We start from the raw sequence: 21,182 nt of genomic DNA on the forward strand, positions 1-21,182 counted from the left end.
TATGTTGTCTAGAGGCCTTGCCTGCTATGGTCCTTATTCTAATGAAAAGGCAGCAGGATAAAAATGTAGATAAGTGATGATTTAAGGGTAAAAAAGTGAAGTTGTCATCCAGTTCACTTTTTGCCCTCTCCGGCACGTTGATTTCGGTATTCGGACGGCGAAACGGAATAATAATTCCGGAAGGCTTTGCTGAAATAGTTCTTATCCTTGTACCCGAGCATCTCTGAAATGTCCTGAATTTTCAGGGATGAATCGTCAAGCAATTGCTGGGCCTTGTCCATCCGAACCTTTTGCACATATTCATGAATTCCGTAACCGAACTGCTGCTTAAACAGCTTCATCAGATACTCCCGGCTGAGAAAGTACTTCTCCGTAAACATGGAAATCTTAATATCCTCAAAATAGTGGTTATCAATATACTCCTTGATATCATCCACGTTGAACGAGCGATCCCCGGCTATCGACTTGCGGATTTGCTCGCTGTAGTATTCCAGTATTCGCATGAGCAGGCTCTCGAATTCATCGAAAGTAGCGAAATCGGTTTGCAAACGGAAGGACCGAAGTGCCCGCTCTCCTCCGGAAGAAGGCATTTTGTCGGCAGGCACGCCCAGTTCCAGCGCGATATCGTTAAAAAGCACCACCATCTCGCGGATCATGCGATCGGCATCCCCCAAGCTGAACAGCCCGGAAGTCCTTACTTTCTTAATAAATTCTCCGAGTATGGTTTTTGCCTGATTCAGGTTCCCGGCTTCCAGTGTACTGCGCAGTATCGATACCCGCCCCGTCAAGGAATGAACATCCCGGTTCGGCAGCTTGTCCTGAGGACCGATAACCGCCTTACCTGTCAGCTTCAACAGATCGACCGCCTGCACCGAGGAACTGGCCGCTTCATAAGAATCGGCAAGCTCCAGGGCGTCGGAACATGGCGTCCCCACCCCGCCAGCCGAGATAATGCCGAATAGCGAGCTTAAGGTCGACACCACTTTTTTAATAATTGTTCCGATTGAAACAGAAGCTCTTGAGGATATCCGCCACGTGAAGTATAGACGGCTATGACTTCCCGCTCCTGCTTGGGATTCGCGAAGCTGAAGCACTGCAGACGATCGTCCGACATCTCGTTAATGACATTGGCGACGGCAAAATACAGCAGCTCGGTATCGGAGTTAAAGCGGCTGTCGCGGATCGACTCCATATTAAGAATGCGCAGCACAAACGCTCCGTAACGGAGGTTTTCGTCCTCCGCCCCGATCAGCGCCAGAAAGGCTTTGTTGCTCTGTTTTTTCAAACTGCGTTCTATAATCGATAAATAAATTTTTTCCTTCAGCTTCGGCAGCGACATATTGTAGGCGATATTGCGGGTAATGGATTCACTTCGAACCTGCCGCTTCGCCTCCAAAAGCCCGATCGCTTTGCGCAGCGCCTGATTCAAATCCTGCCGGTTAATAGGCTTCAGCAAATAATCGACCACCTTGGAGTGAATGGCCTGCCTGGTAAATTCAAAATCGTTGTACCCGCTTATGACGATCGTCAGCAGCTCCGGGTATTCCGATTCTACGATCCGCAGGAATTCCACCCCGTTCATCTCCGGCATTTTCATATCGACGATGACCAGATCCGGCTTGTGCGCCTTCAGCATTTCCAGCCCGGACACTCCATCCGTCGCCTCCAACACCTCGTCAACCTGCAGCCCTTCCCAATCGCCAAGAATTGAAATCGCCTCGCGCAGCGGCTCCTCGTCATCAATGATGAGCACTTTATACATGACTCTGGCCTCCCCGCGGAATCAGCATCCTCATTTTCGTTCCGTTTTCTCCGCTCTCTATCTCTAAACCGGCCTCTTCCCCATACAGCAGCTTCAGCCGGGTGTTCAGATTCTTCAGTCCGATATTCTCTCCTTCTTGCTCCTCCCATTCCGTGCGGAAGGACTGCAATACTTGTTCCATACGAGCCGGAGAAATACCGGGGCCGTTATCCTCCACTAGGATTACCGCATGACTCTCTTCCAGCCCGGCGCTAATTTTGATCGTGATTCCTATCGACACCTTTTCAACTGCGTGCTTGATCGAATTTTCAACTAACGATTGGATTGACAGTTTTGGAATTTGCAACTCCATCAACGACTCGTCCCACTCGACTTCAACCTCGAGCCGGCTGCCGAATCTCGCCTTTTGCAGAGCCAGATAACGGTCTATATGCCGCAGCTCTTCCTTAGCGTATACGATGTCTTTCCCGCTTATGCAATATCGGAGCGTGAAGGCCAGCGCGTCCACCATTTCCGCAACGTCATCATCCCCGCTCTTTAAGGCTTTGGTGGAAATGGCCTGAAGCGCATTATACAAGAAATGCGGATTTATCTCGGCTTCCAGCGCTTTCAGGATCGCGTTCTTCTCCACCAGCTTCATCTTGTACCGTTCATTGATCAAGTCGTTGGTGCGGGTGACCATCCGGTTGAAATGCCGGGACAGATAAGCCAACTCGTCACGTCCCTTCACCGGCGCCGTCACATCAAAGCTCCCTTCGCTGAAACGCCTCATTTGGCGGGACAGCTTCTTAAGGGGCTGAGTTATCGCGTTAGAGATCAACGTCACAAGAATTACGGATATTAAAAGAAACAATAAGCCTATGAGATAATTCAAGTCCCGCGTTTTTCGCGCCGCCTCGTAGATGTTGCTGTAAGGAATCGGTTTGATCAGCTTCCACCCGTCCTGTTCACCGACGTTGTACACGATCAGGTACTTCTTATCCCCCGTAGTCCAGGTGATCGGCTCACGCTCCTTCTGCTGCTCCAATCGAGGCAGCAAGTCCGCCTGCTTCATGCGGTTATAGAATTCCAGGTCGTCCGAGTGAAACGGGACGTTGTCGGGATCCAGGAACAAGAGATGCTCCCCGTTCTCAAACGGGATATCCTTCATAATTTCATTCTTCATGGTTGGCTTCAAATAAAAAGAAATAACCGCCCTGGGCTCCCTGGAAGCGATAGACCGGATCACGCGGTGATAAGCCATAAACCCGGGGTCGGTAATCGCGGAATACCCTGGGTTCTCATTCAAGTCGGCAAAGGATTGGTAGGACCGGTTGTTCGGACTTTCCATGGCATGCTTGTACCAGTCCTGATAAGGGATTTGAGCCTCATAGCTAACCTTCAGCTTGGTATCGTAAGCCTCCTGGGTAATTGAATAGTATTTTCCCTGGCCAATCAGGTAGATGTAGATACTGTTTAAATCATTGCGTGAATAAAAAAGGTTCCGCAGGTAATCCTCCAAATACATTTTGGAGGCGTAATCCTCATCCTCATTGATGATAGCCCGGATGAGGTCGTCATACCGGATTTGCGGCAGCGACAGCTGCTCGATCCCGGCCAAATAATCCTCCAGGTTCTGATTGACCAGCTTTAAATTGTTTGCCGTACTGGACATATTGTGGTCGACGGATTCCCGTTGGATGATCTGATAGGAAATTATGGTCAAAGATCCGACAACGAGGATAATTATCGTGGAAAAAAACAAAATAAGCTTATTGACCAGCCGGCCCGACATTATGTCGATCAGGCTTCTGAAAGCTCTTCTCATGCGTTCGATCATGGCACTCATCCTTCGGCGTAAAGCTTCGTGTTCACTCTTTTACAGTTCACCTTTTTACCCTTAACTGTTTTCTTAAATCCATTTAGGGCGGATTATTCCCTGCTCTATAATACATTATAGACGATGTTCAAAAAGTCAACTTTGAACCCGACATAAAGAAATCCATAGGCGACGCTACGTGATCGCCGGGAAAAAAGAGGTGCATTTATGTTTAAACAAGGGAGAAGACGGGCCGAAAGACTTGAATTCGGAGCATTTACGCTACCGATCCTGATTTGTGTAATCGCTGTATTTTATTATCCGTTCATTATGACGATTCGCTACTCCCTGACCAAATGGAACGGGATCTCCAAGCATCCTAAATTTGTCGGACTTGACAACTTTAAGCAAATTTTTATGGGAGACGCGAACTTCACCCACGCCGCCTGGTTCACCGTGAAATATGCCGTTCTCTATATCATTCTGGTCAATGTGCTGGCCATTCTGCTGGCTTTGGTGCTGGATATGAAGCTGAAATCGACGAACTGGCTGAGAGCCGCTTTCTTTATTCCGTATATTCTCAGCTTGGTCATTGTCGGCTTTATCTGGAAATTTATTTTTATGCAAGGCTTCGAATCGTTGGGGGCAAGCACCGGCTGGGGCATTTTCCAGCTCAGTTGGCTCGGTGAACCGGGGCTCGCATTTATCTCTGTACTGTTCGTCTCCTTATGGCAATCGATCGGTTTTTACCTGGTCATTTACATTGCCGGTCTGCAATCGGTGCCGGATGACTTGAAAGAAGCGGCCACCGTGGACGGGGCCGGCCCGGTTCGCCGGTTCTTCAATATTACGCTGCCGCTGCTGGCACCATCCATTACGATTTCCGTATTTATGGCGCTGACCAACTCGATCAAAGTATTCGACGTCATCCTGTCGTTGACCGGAGGCGGACCCGGCGGAACTACTTATTCCGTGGCTTACGATATCTACCGCGACACTTTCCAGAACAATCTGTACGGATACGGCACAGCCAAAGCGCTTATTCTGTTCGTGGCCGTTCTCGTCATCACCGTCATTCAATTGACGATCTTCAAACGCAGGGAGGTTGAGGCCTAATGAAAACCAACAGAGCCGGACGCATCGTCCTTGAAGTCGTGATGGTCATTTTGTCCTTGATATTCCTGTATCCGTTGTTCCTGACCATAATCAATTCCTTAAAAAGCTTCTCCGAGGTCATGACCGACGTTATCGCGCTTCCGAAATCCCTGGTGTTCGAGAATTACTCGTACGTTTGGAATTTCATCAACTACCCGCGGCTGTTCCTGAACAACGCCGTGATTACGATCCTGGGCCTGGCAGGGATCATTCTGGTCTCCTCCATCGCCGCTTATAAACTGGCACGGACGAAATCCAGAACAAGCTCGATCATCTATTTCCTGTGCATTATGCCGATGCTTATTCCGTTCCAGTCCATCATGCTGACCGTGCTCCAAATGGCAAAAAACCTGCATCTTTCTGAAAGCACCTGGGGACTGGGTATCATGTATTGGGGCTTCGGCGCACCGCTGGCTCTGTTCATCTATCATGGTTTCGTAAAAGGCATCCCTAAGGAAATCGACGAAAGTGCCACTATCGACGGTGCATCCGGATTCCGGCTGTTCTTCAGCGTAATCTTCCCGCTGCTCAAGTCCGTAACGACCACGATCATCATCATCGACGTCATGTGGATCTGGAACGACTTCCTGCTTCCACTCCTGATGGTCAACGGCTCGCCGGACACCAAAACGCTGACCCTGGCTGCCTACACCTTCGTCGGACAGTACACCTCGGACTGGCAGTATGCAATGACCGCCATGGTGATGGCCGTCCTGCCTTCCATCGTCGTATTTATCTTCCTGCAAAAATACATCGTCAAAGGTGTTGTCGCCGGCGCGGTGAAAGGCTGATCCCTCTCGATCCGCTCTCGCGGATTGGAGAGAATGGGTTGGTGGATCAAACCGAATGGATTGAGAGAATAAGTAAAAGAAAAAGGATTGGAAAAACGGCTCAAAAGCACTTGGTGCTTGGCGGGCCGTTTTTTTTGTTGCGTAGGGTCGCTCGGTATGCAGGCCATTTGGGAGCTTGCTTAACAATCCGTTAGCCGACTTAAGATAGAGGCGAAAATCCCCGGACACACTTGGGACAAGTCCTTCGGGTGAGGGGAAAGTTACTTGGTGGCGGTGAGATTGATCGGGAGTTGGACGGTTACTTGATACGGTGAGGTTGCTTGGGAGCGGATAGTTGTTTGGCGGCGGTGAGGTTGATCGCGAGTTGGACATTTACTTGGTGCGGCGAGGTTGATCGGGAGCGGGATAGTTACTTGTTGCGGCGGTAAGGTAGCTCGGGAGTGGGATAGTTACATCGAGTAATTAGATTACTTTGGAACTGGCGCAAATCCTAGGCTGACCCGGTTCGTACAAAGTTGGAACTCACGGATGATTATCCCTGCCTCAGGAGAAATTAACTGGATATTCTACAGTTAATTTCACTGATTCAGGCCAATATAACTAATTAGCTGTAAAACCTGCAGTTAATTCCCGCAATTAGCCTGCTAAACTGTAAAACATGCTAAATTAGCTGTAGGTTTTACAGTTATTTTTCTCAATCATTCCCTAATCCAAAAAATAGCTGCAGGTTTTACAGTTAAATTTGTTCATAAGGGGAGTTTTGCCCCATATAGACACGTACGCGTGGGATGCAAGCACTCAAACTTTGTGCAACTGCGCCAAACATCACCAACACAACACTAAAAACAAGGCATTTGCCTTTGGTTCCAACCCATAACTTTCAATTCTCCAGTTACTTTTGGTATGATAGTGATCTAAAGTTCGTGAAGAGTGCATACCTTTCCTTAAACCGGAACCTAAAGTATGATCCCGCTGTTCACTAGCAAAACTAACTTATCAGGAGGTATCGAATTCATGTCTGATCTTAATTATGGTCTCCATTCCGCTACCGATTCCAATAACAGACGGCTGTCCACGATTCCCCTGTCCATATTGGATCTTGCACCGATTACCGCCGGAAGCACGGCGACTCAATCTCTGCAAAATACGCTCGACCTCGCTCAGCATGCCGAAAAATGGGGCTATCTCCGCTTCTGGCTTGCCGAGCACCACAGCATGCCCGGCATCGCAAGCTCGGCTACGGCCGTGGTGATCGGCCATGTCGCCGGCGGAACGAGCACGATTCGGGTCGGTTCCGGCGGCATCATGCTGCCGAACCATTCGCCGCTCGTGATCGCCGAGCAGTTCGGCACGCTCGAGTCGCTGTACCCGGGCCGAATCGACCTCGGCCTCGGCCGGGCGCCGGGCTCCGACCAGCTGACCTCGCAAGCGCTGCGTCGCGGGCCCGGCAGCGACGGCCAGGATTTCCCGGAGCGGCTGCGCGAGCTCCGCGATTATTTCCAGCCCGTATCCGGCTCGTCGATGCGGGTCCGGGCCATTCCCGGCGAAGGCTTGAACGTCCCGATCTGGCTGCTCGGCTCCAGCGGCTTCAGCGCCCAGCTGTCCGCCGCGCTAGGCCTGCCGTTCGCCTTCGCCAGCCATTTTGCGCCGGATTACTTGCTGCCGGCGTTCGAACTGTACCGCGGCCATTTCCGGCCGTCGGAATTTTTGGAGAAGCCGTATGCGATGGCCGGCGTTAATGTCATCGTAGCCGATACCGATGCTGAAGCACGCAGGCTGGCGACATCTCAGGAGCAGCAGTTCCTGAACCTAATCCGCCGCCGGACCGGGCAGCTCAGCGCCCCGGTCGACAGCATGGAGTCGATCTGGACACCACAGGAAAAAGCGCTCGTTCAACGGCAGCTAGGCTTCGCCGCCATTGGCTCGCCCAAAACGGTACGCGCCCGGCTGGAGGAGATTATACAGGAGACCCAGGCCGATGAATTGATCGTCGCCGCCCAGGTATACGACCACAAGGCCCGCCTCCGTTCGTACGAACTGCTGGCCGAAATCAAAAACGGATAAGCTTTCGCAGCAAACACAAATAGACTCAAAATGCGTCTTGTACACAGATGCATTTTGAGTCTATTTTTTCACTAACCGATCCTAACCGCCGCTTGATGCTGAAGCTGGCGAAGCTGCTCCCGGATCGCAGCCGCTTCGCCGACCACGATCAACGCCGGGTTGCTCAGCTGGACGGCGGCGGCCAGCTTATGCACTTCCGCCAGCGTGCTGACGAACGTACGCTGGCGGCCGGTCGTGCCGCTCTCGATCAGCGCCGTCGGCGTGGTGCCGGCCTTGCCGTGCTTCAGCAGCTCGGCGCGGATCTCCTTGAGCTGGCCCACTCCCATGTAGATCACCAGCGTATCGACGGCATGGGCCAGCAAATCCCAGCGGATGGGCGGCCCGCCTCCACCCGGTCTATCCGCTTCCCCCGGGCAGCGGCTGCCCGTTACGCAGGCGAACGACGCCGCTACGCCGCGATGTGTCAGCGGTATGCCGCTGGCCGCCGCCGCGCCGATCGCCGAGGTGATACCCGGGATCACCTCGTACGGAATTCCGCGGGCGGCCAGTGCCAGCGCCTCTTCCCCGCCGCGCCCGAAGACGAACGGATCGCCGCCCTTCAGGCGAACTACCCGTTTTCCTTCCAGGGAGTAATCGATCAGGCGCCGCTGAATCATCTCCTGCGTCATCGCGTGTTGTCCCGGCGACTTGCCGCAATAAATCCGCAACGCCCGGGCATCGGCGTACGAGAGCAATTCCTCGTTCACGAGGCGGTCGTACAGGATCACTTCCGCCCCGCGAAGAGCTTTGAGCGCCTTGACCGTGATTAATTCAGGGTCGCCAGGACCCGCGCCTACGATGCTTACCAACCCCGGCCGGATCATACCCCATCCCCCGTTCCGGGGGCCGCCGCCGGAGTCAACCGATGATCCGGCACTTCCGGGGTACTGCGAACAACCGCAAGCTTGGAGCCGGAAGCAGCTTTCTTTTTATAAGAGACATACAATCCCAGTCCCGTAAACAACACGCCGCCTACAAGGTTACCGACCAAAACGGGAAGCTGGTTCCACAGCCACCAATCGGACAAACTGACATCCGCTCCCAACATCATTCCCGCTGGGATGACGAACATATTGACGACCGCGTGCTCGAAGCCTTGGCCAAAAAAGATTAGAATCGGCAGCCACATCGCCACAATTTTTCCTGTCGTAGAACGTGAGGTCAACGCCATCACCGCTCCCAGCGTGACCATCCAGTTACACAGCACCGCCTTGATAACTACCAGCCCCATGCCCGACAAACCCATGGATGCATAACCGATCGTTTTGGTCTCGCTGGCCTGGATCAGAGTCTGCACCATGGGGTGGCTCATATCGGTACCCATTTTCGTAATGGTCAGGCCATACAGAACCGCATATACAGCACAACCCAGCAGATGACCGAGAATGACCCAGCCGAAATTCGCCAGCATCCTTGAGAATGTTGTCTTTCGTTCCAGAACCGCGAGCGGGATGAGCGCAAAGCTGCCGGTCACCAACTCAAGCCCGAGCAGAATGATAATCACGAAACCGACGGGAAAAATCAGCGCTCCCACCATCCCCAGCGAAGTCTGTGCCGTAGCGGTAAAAGCAAGCGTCGTGGCAAAGGCCAAAATCGCTCCGGCCAGAAACCCTTTGACAAGCATCTGAGAAACAGTCAACGAAGCTTTGTTCGCCCCTGTCTCAATCATCGATTCCAGCACTTCGGCAGGCTTTACATAATCCATCGGTCTCATCCTCCTTCTTTAATCCACGGTGATATATACGGAGCCGGTCTCGGCGTCCACTTCGGTCTCATAAACGGTTACCATTCCATGATCCGGCTCTTGAACTCGGCCCGTGTGCAGATTGATTTTCCAATCGTGAAGAGGGCAGTGAACCGAAGAACCGCACACCATCCCCTCCGAAAGCCGCCCCCCTTTATGAGGACAACGGTTCTCGATTGCCCTAACGCTCCCGTCGCTAAGCCGGAATACGGCGATTTCCTTATCCCCGACCGCAAGCGTACGCGCTCCTTGCCCATCAATCTCCTGCAATTGGGCCACCTTAATTTTCGTTATCATCGCCGTTCCCCTCCTATACAATATGGATAACACTTCCCGTAACAAGCCCGTTCGTTCCTCGAGCCGCCAATCGGTTATCCGATTACCGGCTGAACACTGGCCAACGGCTCAAAGTTTTTACGCAGCGACTCAGTTTCGATAATCTCCTTCCAAGGATCTGTCGTGCGGCTTAGCGTCTCTTCGATCCGACCGGCAAGCTTCTCCCGTTCCTCGCGGTTCTCCAGCACCGCCTTGATCGTACCGAGCCCGACACGCTCCACCCACTGTGCCGTACGCTCGTTCCAGCTGGCCTGCTCCCGGTAATACTGCAAGTAGGCGGCCGTCCATTCCATGACTTCATCCTCCGTCTTCACCGTGCAGAGCAAATCCGACGCCCTTACTTTCACGCCGCCGTTTCCGCCGACATAAATCTCCCAACCTCCATCGATGGCCACGACGCCCAAGTCCTTGATCGTTGCCTCTGCGCAATTACGCGGACAACCGGAAACGGCAAGCTTCACCTTCCCCGGCGTGTTAAGCCGTTCAAAAGCTTTCTCCAACCGAATTCCCATGCCGATCGAATCCTGAGTGCCGAACCTGCAGAAGGTCGAACCTACGCAGGTCTTCACCGTACGTAATGCTTTACCGTAGGCGTGGCCGGAAGGCATATCCAGCTCCGCCCATACTTTAGGCAAATCTTCTTTCTTCACCCCAAGCAGGTCAATCCGCTGTCCTCCGGTAAACTTCACCATCGGAACATCATATTTTTCTGCAACCTCCGCGATTTTTTTAAGGTCGGCCGGTGAAGTCACGCCGCCATAGATGCGGGGCACAACTGAGAAGGTGCCGTCTTTTTGGATATTGGCATGGTAGCGTTCATTTACGAATCGGGACTCCTTCTCATCCACGTATTCCGTCGGCCACAGCATCCCCAAGTAGTAATTCAAGGCAGGCCGGCATTTGGAGCAGCCTTCCGGCTGGTGCCATTCCAGTACGTTCATGACCTCTTTGACACTTTTCAAGCCCATCGTTCTGATGCTCTCCACGATTTCTTCGCGGCCCAAAGAGGTACACCCACAGATTCCTTCTTTGACCGGTTCACCGGATATTCCATCTCCGTACAACTGGAGCAGCCCCTCCACCAGCGGCTTGCAGCCGCCGCAGGAGCCGGAGGCCTTCGTGCAGGTCTTAATTTCACCGACCGTACTGCAACCGCCTTTCACCGCTTCGACAATCGTGCCCTTGCTGACACCGTTACAGCCGCAGATGATTTCATCGTCGGCCATAGCCGATAATCTTGCCGCTTGGGATTCTCCTCCAGCACCGGCACCTCCCGCAGGAAATCCGAGCAGAAGCTCCTTTTCCTTTCCGGCAACCGACTCCCCATTCTTAATTTTCGAGAACAGGGAAGCTCCGTCTGTGGTATCTCCGAACAGGACGGCCCCGACCAGCCTATCGTCCTGCAATACGATCTTCTTATAAGTTCCGTCCAGATCATCTTGAATCCGCAGCGACCGCGTTCCGGGCACATCTTGGAAGAACCCTGCCGAAAACACATCCACCCCGGATACCTTCAATTTCGTAGAGGTGACAGAACCCTCATACCCGCGCGTCTCCACCCCGGCCAGCCGTTTGGCAAGGACCTGGCCCTGTTCATACAATGGAGCCACTAGTCCGTAGGCGATCCCCCGGTGCTCCGCGCATTCGCCGACAGCGTATATGCCCGGCATGCTCGTTTCCAGATAATCATCGACGACAATCCCGCGCTCCACTTTCAGGCCCGACGCTTTCGCCAGCGCTACATTCGGCTTAATACCTACGGCCATCACGACCAAATCGGCCAACAGAGAGCTGCCGTCCGCAAAATCAAGTCCCTCGGCCCGACGATCTCCCCGTACACCGGCAGTTTGTTTTTGCATTATAAATTTCATGCCTTGGGCTTCCAGCTCCAGTTGCAGCATTCTGGCCGCAGGCTCATCCAGCTGACGTTCCATTAAATAAGAGTGAATGTGGATCACCGTAACATCCATCCCGAGATGAAGCAGTCCTCTGGCCGCTTCCAATCCGAGCAGCCCGCCTCCGATGACGGCCGCTTTTTTATATTTCTTAGAGGCTTCCATCATCCGGTTACAGTCCTGAATGTCCCGGAATCCGATCACTCCCTCCTTATCCGCACCGGGGATCGGGAGAATAAACGGATTGGAGCCTGTCGCCAGAATCAGTTCATCGTATCCCACTTCCACGCCCGCTTTGGAAATGACCTTCTTATTCCCGGTATCAATTCGGGTAACAGCGTCCCCAGTGTAGAGTCGGATCCCATTCTCTTTGTACCAATCCCAGTCGTTGATCACGATGTCCTTCATATCGGACCCGCCCGCGAGTACCGATGACAGCATAATCCGGTTATAGTTCGGATAAGGCTCAGCTCCGAAGACAGTAACATCATAAGTATCCGGCGCCAATTTCAACACATGCTCAATCGTACGTACACCCGCCATCCCGTTGCCTACCAGTACCAATCTCTTTTTCTCACCCATATCCGGTTCTCTCCTCCCGATCTTTCCTCTTCCCGCGAACTAATAAGAAACAGAAAAAGCCCGCTCCGCCTGGGAATAGACATGAAAATATACCCTTCATGCTGATCCCTAATTTGCGAAGACAGGCTCCGTTGCCGCTTCATACCGACACGTCATTGTGTCCGTAAAGAATATAAAATTTAATTTATTGAGGTTAATATAACCAACAATTTTATTGATGTCAATATATATAACACAAAAATTAATTTACTTGAAAGTATGTTATATTTTGTAACACAAAGTACAAATTAATGGCTTGATGATTCATTCCCAACTCAGAAAAATAGCGAGAAAATAAAATGAAAGTTTCCTGCAGGTTGATTTCATGTTAGGTTTGTTGCCTTTCAAATGATCTCGAAATGAAAATCGGCCAATGAAATAAAGAGGAGGCATCCTTCCGATGAATTTCCTGCTGATTATCCGCGAACAGACCTCCCCGATAGGAGAAAAAACGTCTCCTTCGAGTGCTTCCGCTCCCTTTTGCGAGCCTGAACGCATACTGAAAGCTTACGGATACGATGTATTGGCCTCCAGTGTGGAGAGGGATATTCGCCGGAAGATCAGGGAGGCGGACGCAGTCGTCCTTCAAATGCCTATTCCTGGCATCCGTGTCTGGGCCAATCTAACGGCAAAGTTGAAGGCTGTCCCCTTAATATGGTGGTGCAGTGAAATGACAGCTGTTTCGTCCTTAGCATCGAGTGAGAATGAGGGTGAGGGCGAGGACGACATTCCGGTTGACGGCATCCTGACTCCTTCCATGTCCGCCAATGAGCTTCATTGGGCGCTTCATCTCGGTGCCAAGCATTTCTTGGAACGCCGGCAATGGATGGAGGAGCGAACACAACTCGTATCCCGACTGGAGGAAAGGAAGTGGATCGATCACGCTAAAGGGATTTTGTGTGAAATAAACCGGATCTCCGAGGCGGAGGCTTACGAGGTGCTGCGTAAACGGGCGATGAATGAGCGTAAGCGAATCGTCGACATCTCGGCCCTAATCGTTAAAGCGCATCAACAATTAAAAACTTATCCTGCAACCCGGGAGTATCTAGCCGCCACTACCGGACTGGATTCCGGACTAAACAGAAAAAAACGGGAGCCATAGGCTCCCGCTCTCCGTTTTCTATAGACTATCACGGCATCCAGATACGGAAATTTCCGCTTAGGGCAAGTAAGGCAAACAAATATAGACAGTTATCGTAATATCTGCGCACCCCTGTCCGTAGCGGCGTGTTCCAGAACAGTTCCACATTCGCCCGAGCGTTTGGCCCTTCTGCCGCAAGCGAAGCCATTGCATTCGTGGCAAGAAGTCCGACGGGATGCAGCGCTTTTTCCTCGAAGGGTTCTCCTTCAATCGTGTATCTGCGGTAATCGTCCGGCTGTTTATCCGCGAAAAACGCCTGAATCCGGTCCGCCGCTTCCCGTTCCCAACCATCCGCTCCAAACCATTCCCAGTCCAGCCCCAAATTTGCTGCCACTCTGTAAGAATCGCTGAAGAAGTGTCCGAATCCCCGCACATGGTTCGGTGTCCCGTCATAGTGGGCATATTCCGGAGCCAGGCCGGTAACGGGATGGCAAGCCTTTTTCAAATAATCGCGGCTGGCTTCGGCTGCCTCTTTCCAGAACGAACGATCTTCCGGATAAGCCCAGAGCGCGAACAATTCATAAAAATGCGGCAAGTGATATGACGGGTCGGAAAATTCGCAGTTCGGAATGAACTTGATCAGCTTATTATCCGGGTTCCACATCGGGTAACCTACGCCGTCTTCCCCCCGGTGAATACATGTCCGAAGCAAATCCCGGGCCTGAGTACCGTAATCGAACGGCGCTTCCCGATCCCCCCAGCGGTGGGACGCGAAAAATAACGCCATCGCGAAATACTCCTCTCCATCCGGCGCAGGTCCGTCCGACAACCGCGAGCCATCGGTAGCGCAGGACCAGGCAAAATAGCCTGCATTTTCACCGGTCGTCATATACATATAAGTCATCGTCCATTTCCAGAGCCGATCGAACACATCCTGGCGATCCATTTGGACGGCCATCATCATGCCGTAAGACATTCCTTCGGTACGTGCATCCAGGTTGCCCGTATCCATCATGTAACCCATATCCTCACCGGATTCATGATAGATTCGCGTATCTTCGTCTCCCTCGAACATCTCCTGCCAGGTTTGTTCCAACCGTTCGGTGATCTCCTGCTCGCCATAGCCGTACTCCGCCAGCAGATTCCGGTATTGCCCTGTATAAAAAGCCCCCGATTGTTCCTTAGTGATCATAATTGTGCACCCTCTCCCTGTCCTGATGATAACGCTATCATCAAAGTACCAAACGATGCCGCTGCATTCCATGTGCAGATCGCGCCGAATTTTACCCAAATCAAGCTTCGCTCACCGGGATGCCGAAATAACGTTGCGCATTGTGGAAGCAGATGTCTTGAACCATCTCCCCGATGTAATCGTAATCGGCGGGCAGCTCCCCCTCGTCGATCCATTCACCCAGCAGCCGGCAAAGGACCCGGCGGAAATACTCATGACGTGGAAACGACATGAAGCTGCGCGAATCGGTCAGCATGCCGACAAAGGTACTGAGCACCCCGGTCGAGGATAGCGCCTTGAGCTGCTGAAGCATGCCCTCTTTCTGATCGTGAAACCACCATGCCGCGCCCAGCTGGAGCTTCCCGGCGATTTCCCCGGTTTGAAAATTTCCGATCGTTGTGGCGATAAGCTCGTAATGATAAGGATACAAACTGTAGACGATCGTTTTAGGAAGACGGTTCATTTTGTCCAATTCATTCAGAAAGGCATTTAAGGCCGCGCCCAGATGATAGTCGAGAATCGAGTCGAAGCCGCTGTTCTTGCCAAGACGCCCGGTCATCCGGTCGTTGTTATTGCGTATGGCACCGATATGCAACTGCATGGCCCACCCGCGCACATTATACATTTCACCCAGACGCAGCAAAGTAAAGGTGCGGTACTTCCGTTCTTCCAGAGCTGTTATGGCCTCTCCTTGAAGGACTTTAGCAAAAATCGTCCGGACTTCCCGCTCCGCGGCAGCTTCATACGGAAAATCTCCAAAGCCGTGATCCGATAACCGGCATCCGTTACGGTGGAACTCATCCATCCGAAGGCCTAGCGCTTGAATTAGGTCGTCATAATCTTCGATCCGGAGCCCCGCCCGCCGCTCCAGTTCCTTTATGTATTGCGCGAAATCCATGGCCTGAATGTCCAGCGCCCGATCCGGCCGGAATGTAGGCGCTACGGTAGTATAGCTATCGCCTGTTCGGCGTAGCTTCTGATGCGCCTCCAGCCCATCCGCCGGATCATCGGTCGTGCAGGCTACGCGAACATCGAACCGCCGCAAAATGCCGGCGGCATGAAGGGAAGGATCGGCGAGCTGTTCATTGCAACGGTGCCACACTTCTTCCGCATTGTCTCCGCTGAGCCGCTCCTTGATTCCAAAATGGCGCTGCAGCTCCAAATGACTCCAGTGATAGAGCGGATTGCCTGCCAACTTCGGCACAGCGCCGGCCCAGGCTTTGAATTTGGCCAGATCGTCGCTCTCCCCGGTAATCAAGGACTCCTCTATACCCAGCCAGCGCATGGCGCGCCATTTGTAATGATCGCCTTCCAGCCAAAGCTCGGTCAGATTGCGAAAGCGCCGGTTGGCGGCAATATCATCCGCATTTAAATGATTGTGATAATCGTAAATCGGCATCCCCGCTGCAAAGTCATGGTATAAGCGTTTGGCGCTTACTCCGTTCAACAGTAAATTTTCCAAATCCCACGGCTGCATTCCCCAACACCCTCCCTGGTACAGTAAAAATATATTCAACTTTTCAGTTCCATACTACCATACAAGTATGGTAGTATGGAACAAAATAGGAGGTGATCGTTTGAAGGAATTGTTGCATGCCCCGGCAGGCTCTGCGGGAAACAATGTTTACGCGCAATTAAAACAGCAGATCGTCAGCCTTGAATTGCCACCGGGAACGACCTTATCGGAAAAGGAAATGTCGATAGCCTTCCAAGTCAGCCGGACCCCGGTTCGCGAAAGCTTCGTGCGCCTGGCCCAGGAAGGACTACTTCTGGTCCTGCCTCAGCGGGGTACAAAGGTTTCGTTAATCGACCCCGACTTGGTCGAGGAGGCGCGATTTATGCGGGAGCAGTTGGAGCGCGCCGTGATCAAGCTTGCCTGCCAGAGCTTTCCGGAGGAACAATTGACCGCTTTGGAACGCAATCTGGAATTGCAGCAGGAATCTCTTCGCTTGCATGATGGCCGGTCCATGTTTGAGCTGGACGAGGAGTTTCACCGCATTCTGTTCGAGGGCTGCCGCAAGCTCGGCACTTGGTCGGTGATTCAGCAAATGAACGCTCATTTAAACCGCAGCCGGATCCTCTGGCTGAAGACTGACCCGCATTGGGAGCATTTATATGATCAGCATCGGCAAATGTTCGAAGCGGTGCATCTGCGGGATGAAAGCCGGGCCGACAGCGTGATGCGCGAGCATCTGACTTTAAGCATCGCGAATCTGAGCGTGCTCAAAGAGAAATTCCCGGACTTTTTCGTTACCGTGCAGTAACTCCAATTTTCCCGACACATATTGTCATTCACATATTCATTCATACATTCATAAGGCGGTGGAATCATGCGTATGGTATTTCGCTGGTTCGGCGAGGGCAATGATACGGTTTCGCTGGATCAGATCAAACAAATTCCCGGCGTGGAAGGTATCGTTTGGGCGCTTCATGATATTCCGGCGGGAGAAGAGTGGCCGATGGAGCGCATTATGGAGATCCGGCGGTTGGGAGATCAATACGGTCTACATACTGAAGTAGTGGAGAGCGTAAATGTACATGAGGACATTAAGTTGGGTCTGCCTTCCCGCGACCTCTATATCGGCAACTACATCCGGACGATTGAAAAGCTGGCCAAGGCCGGCGTAAAAGTCATTTGCTACAACTTTATGCCCGTGTTTGACTGGGTTCGGACGGATCTGCACAAAGAGATGGAGGATGGCTCAACCGCCCTCTTTTTCGAGCAGGCTAAAATTCGTGGCGTCGATCCCTTGGAACTCGTACGTCTGATCAATCAGAACAGCGCCCTGACGATGCCGGGTTGGGAACCGGAACGGCTGGAGCATTTGACCTCGCTGTTTGAAGCTTATCGCCAGGTATCGGAAGAAGATCTCTGGGAGAACCTGAAGTACTTCTTGGATGCCGTCATCCCTGTAGCCGAACAAAACGGAATTTTAATGGCCATCCACCCGGATGATCCGCCGTGGCCGATTTTCGGGCTGCCTCGGATTATGACGAATCAGGCCAATTTCCGAAGATTTCTGTCCCTGCATGACAGTCCTTCCAACGGCATCACGCTGTGCACCGGATCTCTCGGCGTAAGTCCGGACAATGACATCGTATCTATGATCCGCGAATTCCAAGGACGGATTCCTTTCACGCATATCCGGAACGTCCGCGTTTATGAGAACGGAGATTTCATCGAAACCTCCCACCGGACATCGGACGGCACGGTCGATATTAGCAGCATCGTCAAAGCTTATTATGATAGCGATTTCAAAGGCTATTGCCGTCCCGATCATGGCCGCCACCTATGGGGAGAGGTTTGCCGTCCCGGCTACGGCCTGTATGACCGCGCGCTTGGCATCATGTACTTATGGGGTCTGTGGGACGCCTTTTCCTCACAAAGCACGGGGTCTTCGTTAAAGGAGGAGCATGATCATGTGCCCACTGCCTAAACACAGTTCATTGGATGGAAAAACGGCGGTCATCACCGGAGGCGCAGGCGTGCTGTGCCGGGCGATGGCGCTGGAGCTGGCCCGCCAAGGAATGAAGGTGGCGATCCTGAACCGCACGCTGGAGCGGGGCGAACAGGTTGCGGAAGAAATCCGCATGAACGGCGGCTTGGCGATTGCGATTGCCTGCGATGTAACGGATGCCGCTAGCGTCCAGGAAGCGGAGCGCCGGGTGCGCGGGCAGCTCGGGCCATGCGATATTTTGATCAATGGCGCGGGGGGCAATCAACCCAGCGCCAACACGACCAACGAAACGTTCAAGAGCAGCGACCTGGTTGACCCGGGTGTGACGACCTTCTTTGATCTCAGCCTGACGGGAGTACGTAACGTCATGGACCTTAATTTCGTCGGAACCCTGATTCCGACGCAGGTGTTCACCAAAGAAATGATCGGGCGGCCCGGAGCGACCGTGCTTAACATTTCTTCGATGAGCGCACCGTCCCCCATGACCAAGGTACCCGCCTATAGCGCGGCCAAAGCGGCGATCAATAACTTTACCCAATGGCTGGCCGTACATCTGGCCGAGTCCGGCATTCGCATCAACGCCATGGCCCCCGGCTTTTTCCTGACGGAACAGAACCGCAGCCTGTTGACGAATGAAGACGGGTCGCTCACCGAGCGCTCCCGCAAAATCATCAGCCACACACCGATGCGCCGCTTCGGGGTTCCCGAAGATCTGCTCGGTACGCTGCTCTGGCTGGTCGACGCCGACACTTCCGGCTTCGTTACCGGCACCGTCATCCCGGTGGACGGCGGCTTCATGGCATACTCCGGCGTATAACTATTGCAATAGGAAAATAAAAAGGCAGCACCCGGAAATGCATCTCCGGGTGCTGCCTTTTGCATCGTCCTCCTCAGGAGGGACTTTGATTTAGATATCCCTTTGTCCACCTTTTGGGTGGACATTTTTCGTTTTTGTGCGCCTAGGAAAGACAAAATCAATAAATTTGTCTCCCCTGCTCATCCGGTACCCCGGACTTGCGGTAGAAGTACGTATTAATCACGTCCCTCCAATGCTTGGCGTGTTCAGCCTGCTCCGCCAGTCTTGCCTCGACCGCTTCAAAACGCTCGGCATCGACCCGGTCTTTCAAGACAGACCAGACCATTCCCAATCCTTCCGCCGCTTCAGCTCCGGCAAAATGCGTATCATAGATATGCTGAATAACCGTGCTGCCGGAGTGTAGGCGATGGCTGTAGGGCACGTGGTGGAAAAACAACAGCAGTTCATCCGGACAATTCTCCAGCGAATCGTACATCTCCCGATTCGGGCTAAAGTATTGAGCGGTATATCCCGTACCCGAAGCTACGGTACGGTCGACGCCGATACCATCGCGGTCAGCGAAATGGTAGGTCCCCCACCGAGAGTACTCGTAGCCGTCTACATCCGGACCGTAATGGTAATGCGGTACGACCATCCAACCCACGCCCAGAGGGGACGTATAGCTTTCATAAATTGACCAGGAGGCCATCAGCATATGCAGCACTTTATCGATGACAACCGGTTGATTGCCGAAGGTCAGTCTCGCCCACTCCTCCGCAATCTCCTCGGCGGAGAGGTCGGGATTCCAGATTAAGCGTCCATATCCGTATAGATTGGCTTGGGCAAGCGGATGCCCGGTCCAGCACTCATCGTTCCCGATGTTGGACACCGCCGCCACCCCGCTGATCTTCATGCCGAACAGCGAGCCTTCCACGATATTCTTGACTTCTCCGCCGCTAGTTACCGCATGCGTGTCAAAATCCAACACCTGCTTCCATTGCGGAACCAGGTAACACAAATGCCGCTGCTGACCGGTGTACTCCTGAGTAACCTGAAATTCGAGCACTTGATTGGTTCGGGTCATAGCCCCAAACAGCGGAGATACCGGCTCCCGCACCTGAAAATCCATCGGGCCGTTCTTGATCTGGAGCAGCACATTGTCGCGGAACTTTCCGTCAAGAGGCTTAAAATGGTCATAGGCAGCACGCGCCCGGTCCGTGGACCGGTCCCGCCAGTCCTGCATGCAGTTATAGACGAAACAGCGCCAGATGACGAGCCCTCCGTGCGGCTCCAACGCTTCAGCCAGCATATTCGCTCCATCGGCATGATCGCGGCCGTAAGCAAACGGTCCCGGCCGGTGCTCGGAATCGGCCTTGACCACAAATCCGCCGAAATCGGGAATATGCCGGTAGATCCGATTTGCCGTTTCTGCCCACCACTGCCGGACTTCTGCATCCAGCGGATCAGCGGTGCCGACACCTCCGATTGCAAGCGGTGCCGCAAAGTTGATGCTGAGGAACAGCGCAATGCCATATTCCCGGAACACGTCCGCTACGCGGGCTACTTCAGGCAGCCCCTCTTCGGTTATGAACCGGGTTTCTATTTCATGCACATTCACGTTATTGATAGAAATCGCGTTGATTCCCACCGAAGCGAGCATCCGGGCATAATCGCGGATACGAGATGTATCTTGGACGATTTCCCCGCCTTCATAGAAGATCGAGTTGCCCGCATAGCCGCGCTCAATTGATCCATCGGCATTATCCCATTGGTTGATCATCCGCAGCCGGTTGACCGGAGTTTCCTCTGCCGCAAGCTCTTGCGGATTCATCCCGAGGGCGATGGCCCGGAGCAAAAAGAATACACCGTAGAGCACGCCTGAAGAGGAGCCTCCGGTCAGCTCAAGCCGAATACTATCGTCTGTCGAGAACCTTTTCAGCGAAAAAGCCTCATCTTCCTTACCCCAGGCAGAGACCGCCCGATCCCCGCTAGATGCTTCTCCCGTCTTTATCCCGATACGTAAATAAGAACCGCTGGAGGGAGCCGCATTCATAAATTCAGGATTTATTCCCAGCATGGACTTGGCGCCTAGTTCGAGTTCGCGCAACGCCGCGGCAAAAGCTCCCGAGGATTCCCCCGCCACAACGATCCGGCCAAGCAATTCTCTGTACATGCCGCGAAATCCATTCTCCCCGACTTCGTTATACTGAAGCCAAGCTCTATACAATGTACTCCCCACTCCCATGCTGTTTTCCTCCTGCAAAATGAATTATTTATATAAATGGAAAGAAACACCCCTTTAGGGGGCGCTCCTTTGTACTGTATTGCTATATTGATCTCCTGCTCTGATTTCCTGATCAGATCTTCTATTCAGATCTTCTATTCAGATTCTCTATTCAGATTTCCTAATC

17 protein-coding genes are annotated in these 21,182 nt (G+C 52.8%); 7 read left to right on the forward strand and 10 right to left on the reverse strand.

Translation table 11 applies throughout. The features are described from left to right. Positions 1–113: 113 nt before the first annotated feature. The 3 genes from NYE70_RS16150 to NYE70_RS16160 are packed head-to-tail and all read right to left on the reverse strand — an operon-like array spanning position 114 to position 3,581. Entirely contained in the window at positions 114–983 is an 870-nt protein-coding gene (locus tag NYE70_RS16150) for a helix-turn-helix transcriptional regulator (RefSeq protein WP_341046888.1), read from the reverse strand. Beyond that, on the reverse strand, positions 968–1,762 hold the full coding sequence (locus tag NYE70_RS16155; RefSeq protein ID WP_341046889.1) for a response regulator: 795 nt from the start codon (positions 1,760–1,762) through the stop codon (positions 968–970). Before NYE70_RS16155 ends, NYE70_RS16150 begins: the two co-directional genes overlap by 16 nt. After that, a complete protein-coding gene (locus NYE70_RS16160; RefSeq protein ID WP_341047613.1) occupies positions 1,755–3,581 on the reverse strand; it encodes a sensor histidine kinase in 1,827 nt (608 codons plus the stop codon). The genes NYE70_RS16155 and NYE70_RS16160 overlap by 8 nt, the downstream gene beginning before the upstream one ends. 207 nt (positions 3,582–3,788) lie before the next feature. Here NYE70_RS16160 and NYE70_RS16165 point away from each other — a divergent pair, with 207 nt between their 5' ends. The 3 genes from NYE70_RS16165 to NYE70_RS16175 all read left to right on the forward strand — a co-directional run bounded on the left by NYE70_RS16165 (position 3,789) and on the right by NYE70_RS16175 (position 7,570). Further along, positions 3,789–4,676 carry a carbohydrate ABC transporter permease gene (locus NYE70_RS16165; protein ID WP_211023062.1) on the forward strand — a complete coding sequence of 296 codons (888 nt, stop codon included), beginning with the start codon at positions 3,789–3,791 and terminating at the stop codon, positions 4,674–4,676. Next, positions 4,676–5,506, forward strand: a complete 831-nt coding sequence (locus NYE70_RS16170; protein WP_211023063.1) for a carbohydrate ABC transporter permease — start codon at positions 4,676–4,678, stop codon at positions 5,504–5,506. Before NYE70_RS16165 ends, NYE70_RS16170 begins: the two co-directional genes overlap by 1 nt. A 1,014-nt stretch (positions 5,507–6,520) precedes the next feature. After that, positions 6,521–7,570 (forward strand): LLM class flavin-dependent oxidoreductase, encoded by a 1,050-nt coding sequence (locus NYE70_RS16175; RefSeq protein ID WP_341046891.1) that lies wholly within the window; start codon positions 6,521–6,523, stop codon positions 7,568–7,570. A 71-nt stretch (positions 7,571–7,641) separates the two neighbouring features. Here the strand turns inward: NYE70_RS16175 and cobA are convergent, their stop codons facing one another. From cobA to nirB, 4 genes are all read right to left on the reverse strand, one after another. Then, positions 7,642–8,433, reverse strand: a complete 792-nt coding sequence (cobA, locus tag NYE70_RS16180; RefSeq protein ID WP_341046892.1) for a uroporphyrinogen-III C-methyltransferase — start codon at positions 8,431–8,433, stop codon at positions 7,642–7,644. Next, positions 8,430–9,314: a formate/nitrite transporter family protein gene (locus tag NYE70_RS16185; RefSeq protein ID WP_341046893.1), complete on the reverse strand. Its 885-nt coding sequence runs from the start codon at positions 9,312–9,314 to the stop codon at positions 8,430–8,432. Before NYE70_RS16185 ends, cobA begins: the two co-directional genes overlap by 4 nt. Before the next feature lie 18 nt (positions 9,315–9,332). Further along, positions 9,333–9,650, reverse strand: coding sequence for a nitrite reductase small subunit NirD (gene nirD, locus NYE70_RS16190; protein ID WP_211023067.1), 318 nt, complete (start codon positions 9,648–9,650; stop codon positions 9,333–9,335). 74 nt (positions 9,651–9,724) lie between these two features. After that, positions 9,725–12,166, reverse strand: coding sequence for a nitrite reductase large subunit NirB (gene nirB / locus NYE70_RS16195; RefSeq protein ID WP_341046894.1), 2,442 nt, complete (start codon positions 12,164–12,166; stop codon positions 9,725–9,727). Between the two features lie 439 nt (positions 12,167–12,605). Between nirB and NYE70_RS16200 the strand changes: the two genes are divergently transcribed. After that, positions 12,606–13,307: an ANTAR domain-containing response regulator gene (locus NYE70_RS16200; RefSeq protein WP_341046895.1), complete on the forward strand. Its 702-nt coding sequence runs from the start codon at positions 12,606–12,608 to the stop codon at positions 13,305–13,307. 28 nt (positions 13,308–13,335) lie between these two features. Here NYE70_RS16200 and NYE70_RS16205 read toward each other — a convergent pair whose 3' ends face one another. Further along, positions 13,336–14,478: a glycosyl hydrolase family 8 gene (locus tag NYE70_RS16205; RefSeq protein ID WP_341046896.1), complete on the reverse strand. Its 1,143-nt coding sequence runs from the start codon at positions 14,476–14,478 to the stop codon at positions 13,336–13,338. Positions 14,479–14,578: 100 nt separating this feature from the next. Beyond that, positions 14,579–15,994 carry a glucuronate isomerase gene (gene uxaC / locus NYE70_RS16210; protein ID WP_341046897.1) on the reverse strand — a complete coding sequence of 472 codons (1,416 nt, stop codon included), beginning with the start codon at positions 15,992–15,994 and terminating at the stop codon, positions 14,579–14,581. 100 nt (positions 15,995–16,094) lie between these two features. Between uxaC and NYE70_RS16215 the strand changes: the two genes are divergently transcribed. The 3 genes from NYE70_RS16215 to NYE70_RS16225 all read left to right on the forward strand — a co-directional run bounded on the left by NYE70_RS16215 (position 16,095) and on the right by NYE70_RS16225 (position 18,792). Beyond that, positions 16,095–16,781: a GntR family transcriptional regulator gene (locus tag NYE70_RS16215; RefSeq protein WP_247681896.1), complete on the forward strand. Its 687-nt coding sequence runs from the start codon at positions 16,095–16,097 to the stop codon at positions 16,779–16,781. Between the two features lie 66 nt (positions 16,782–16,847). Then, a complete protein-coding gene (uxuA, locus tag NYE70_RS16220) occupies positions 16,848–17,954 on the forward strand; it encodes a mannonate dehydratase (RefSeq protein WP_213653591.1) in 1,107 nt (368 codons plus the stop codon). After that, complete coding sequence (locus NYE70_RS16225; RefSeq protein ID WP_211023074.1) at positions 17,938–18,792, forward strand: SDR family oxidoreductase; 855 nt, start codon at positions 17,938–17,940, stop codon at positions 18,790–18,792. The genes uxuA and NYE70_RS16225 overlap by 17 nt, the downstream gene beginning before the upstream one ends. 157 nt (positions 18,793–18,949) lie before the next feature. On the opposite strand, the gene NYE70_RS16230 is transcribed toward NYE70_RS16225, so the two are convergent. Next, positions 18,950–21,016: an alpha-glucuronidase family glycosyl hydrolase gene (locus NYE70_RS16230; RefSeq protein ID WP_341046902.1), complete on the reverse strand. Its 2,067-nt coding sequence runs from the start codon at positions 21,014–21,016 to the stop codon at positions 18,950–18,952. Positions 21,017–21,182: the final 166 nt, after the last annotated feature.

It is taken from the genome of Paenibacillus sp. FSL R5-0407 (assembly GCF_038009185.1).
Lineage (GTDB): Bacteria > Bacillota > Bacilli > Paenibacillales > Paenibacillaceae > Fontibacillus > Fontibacillus vini.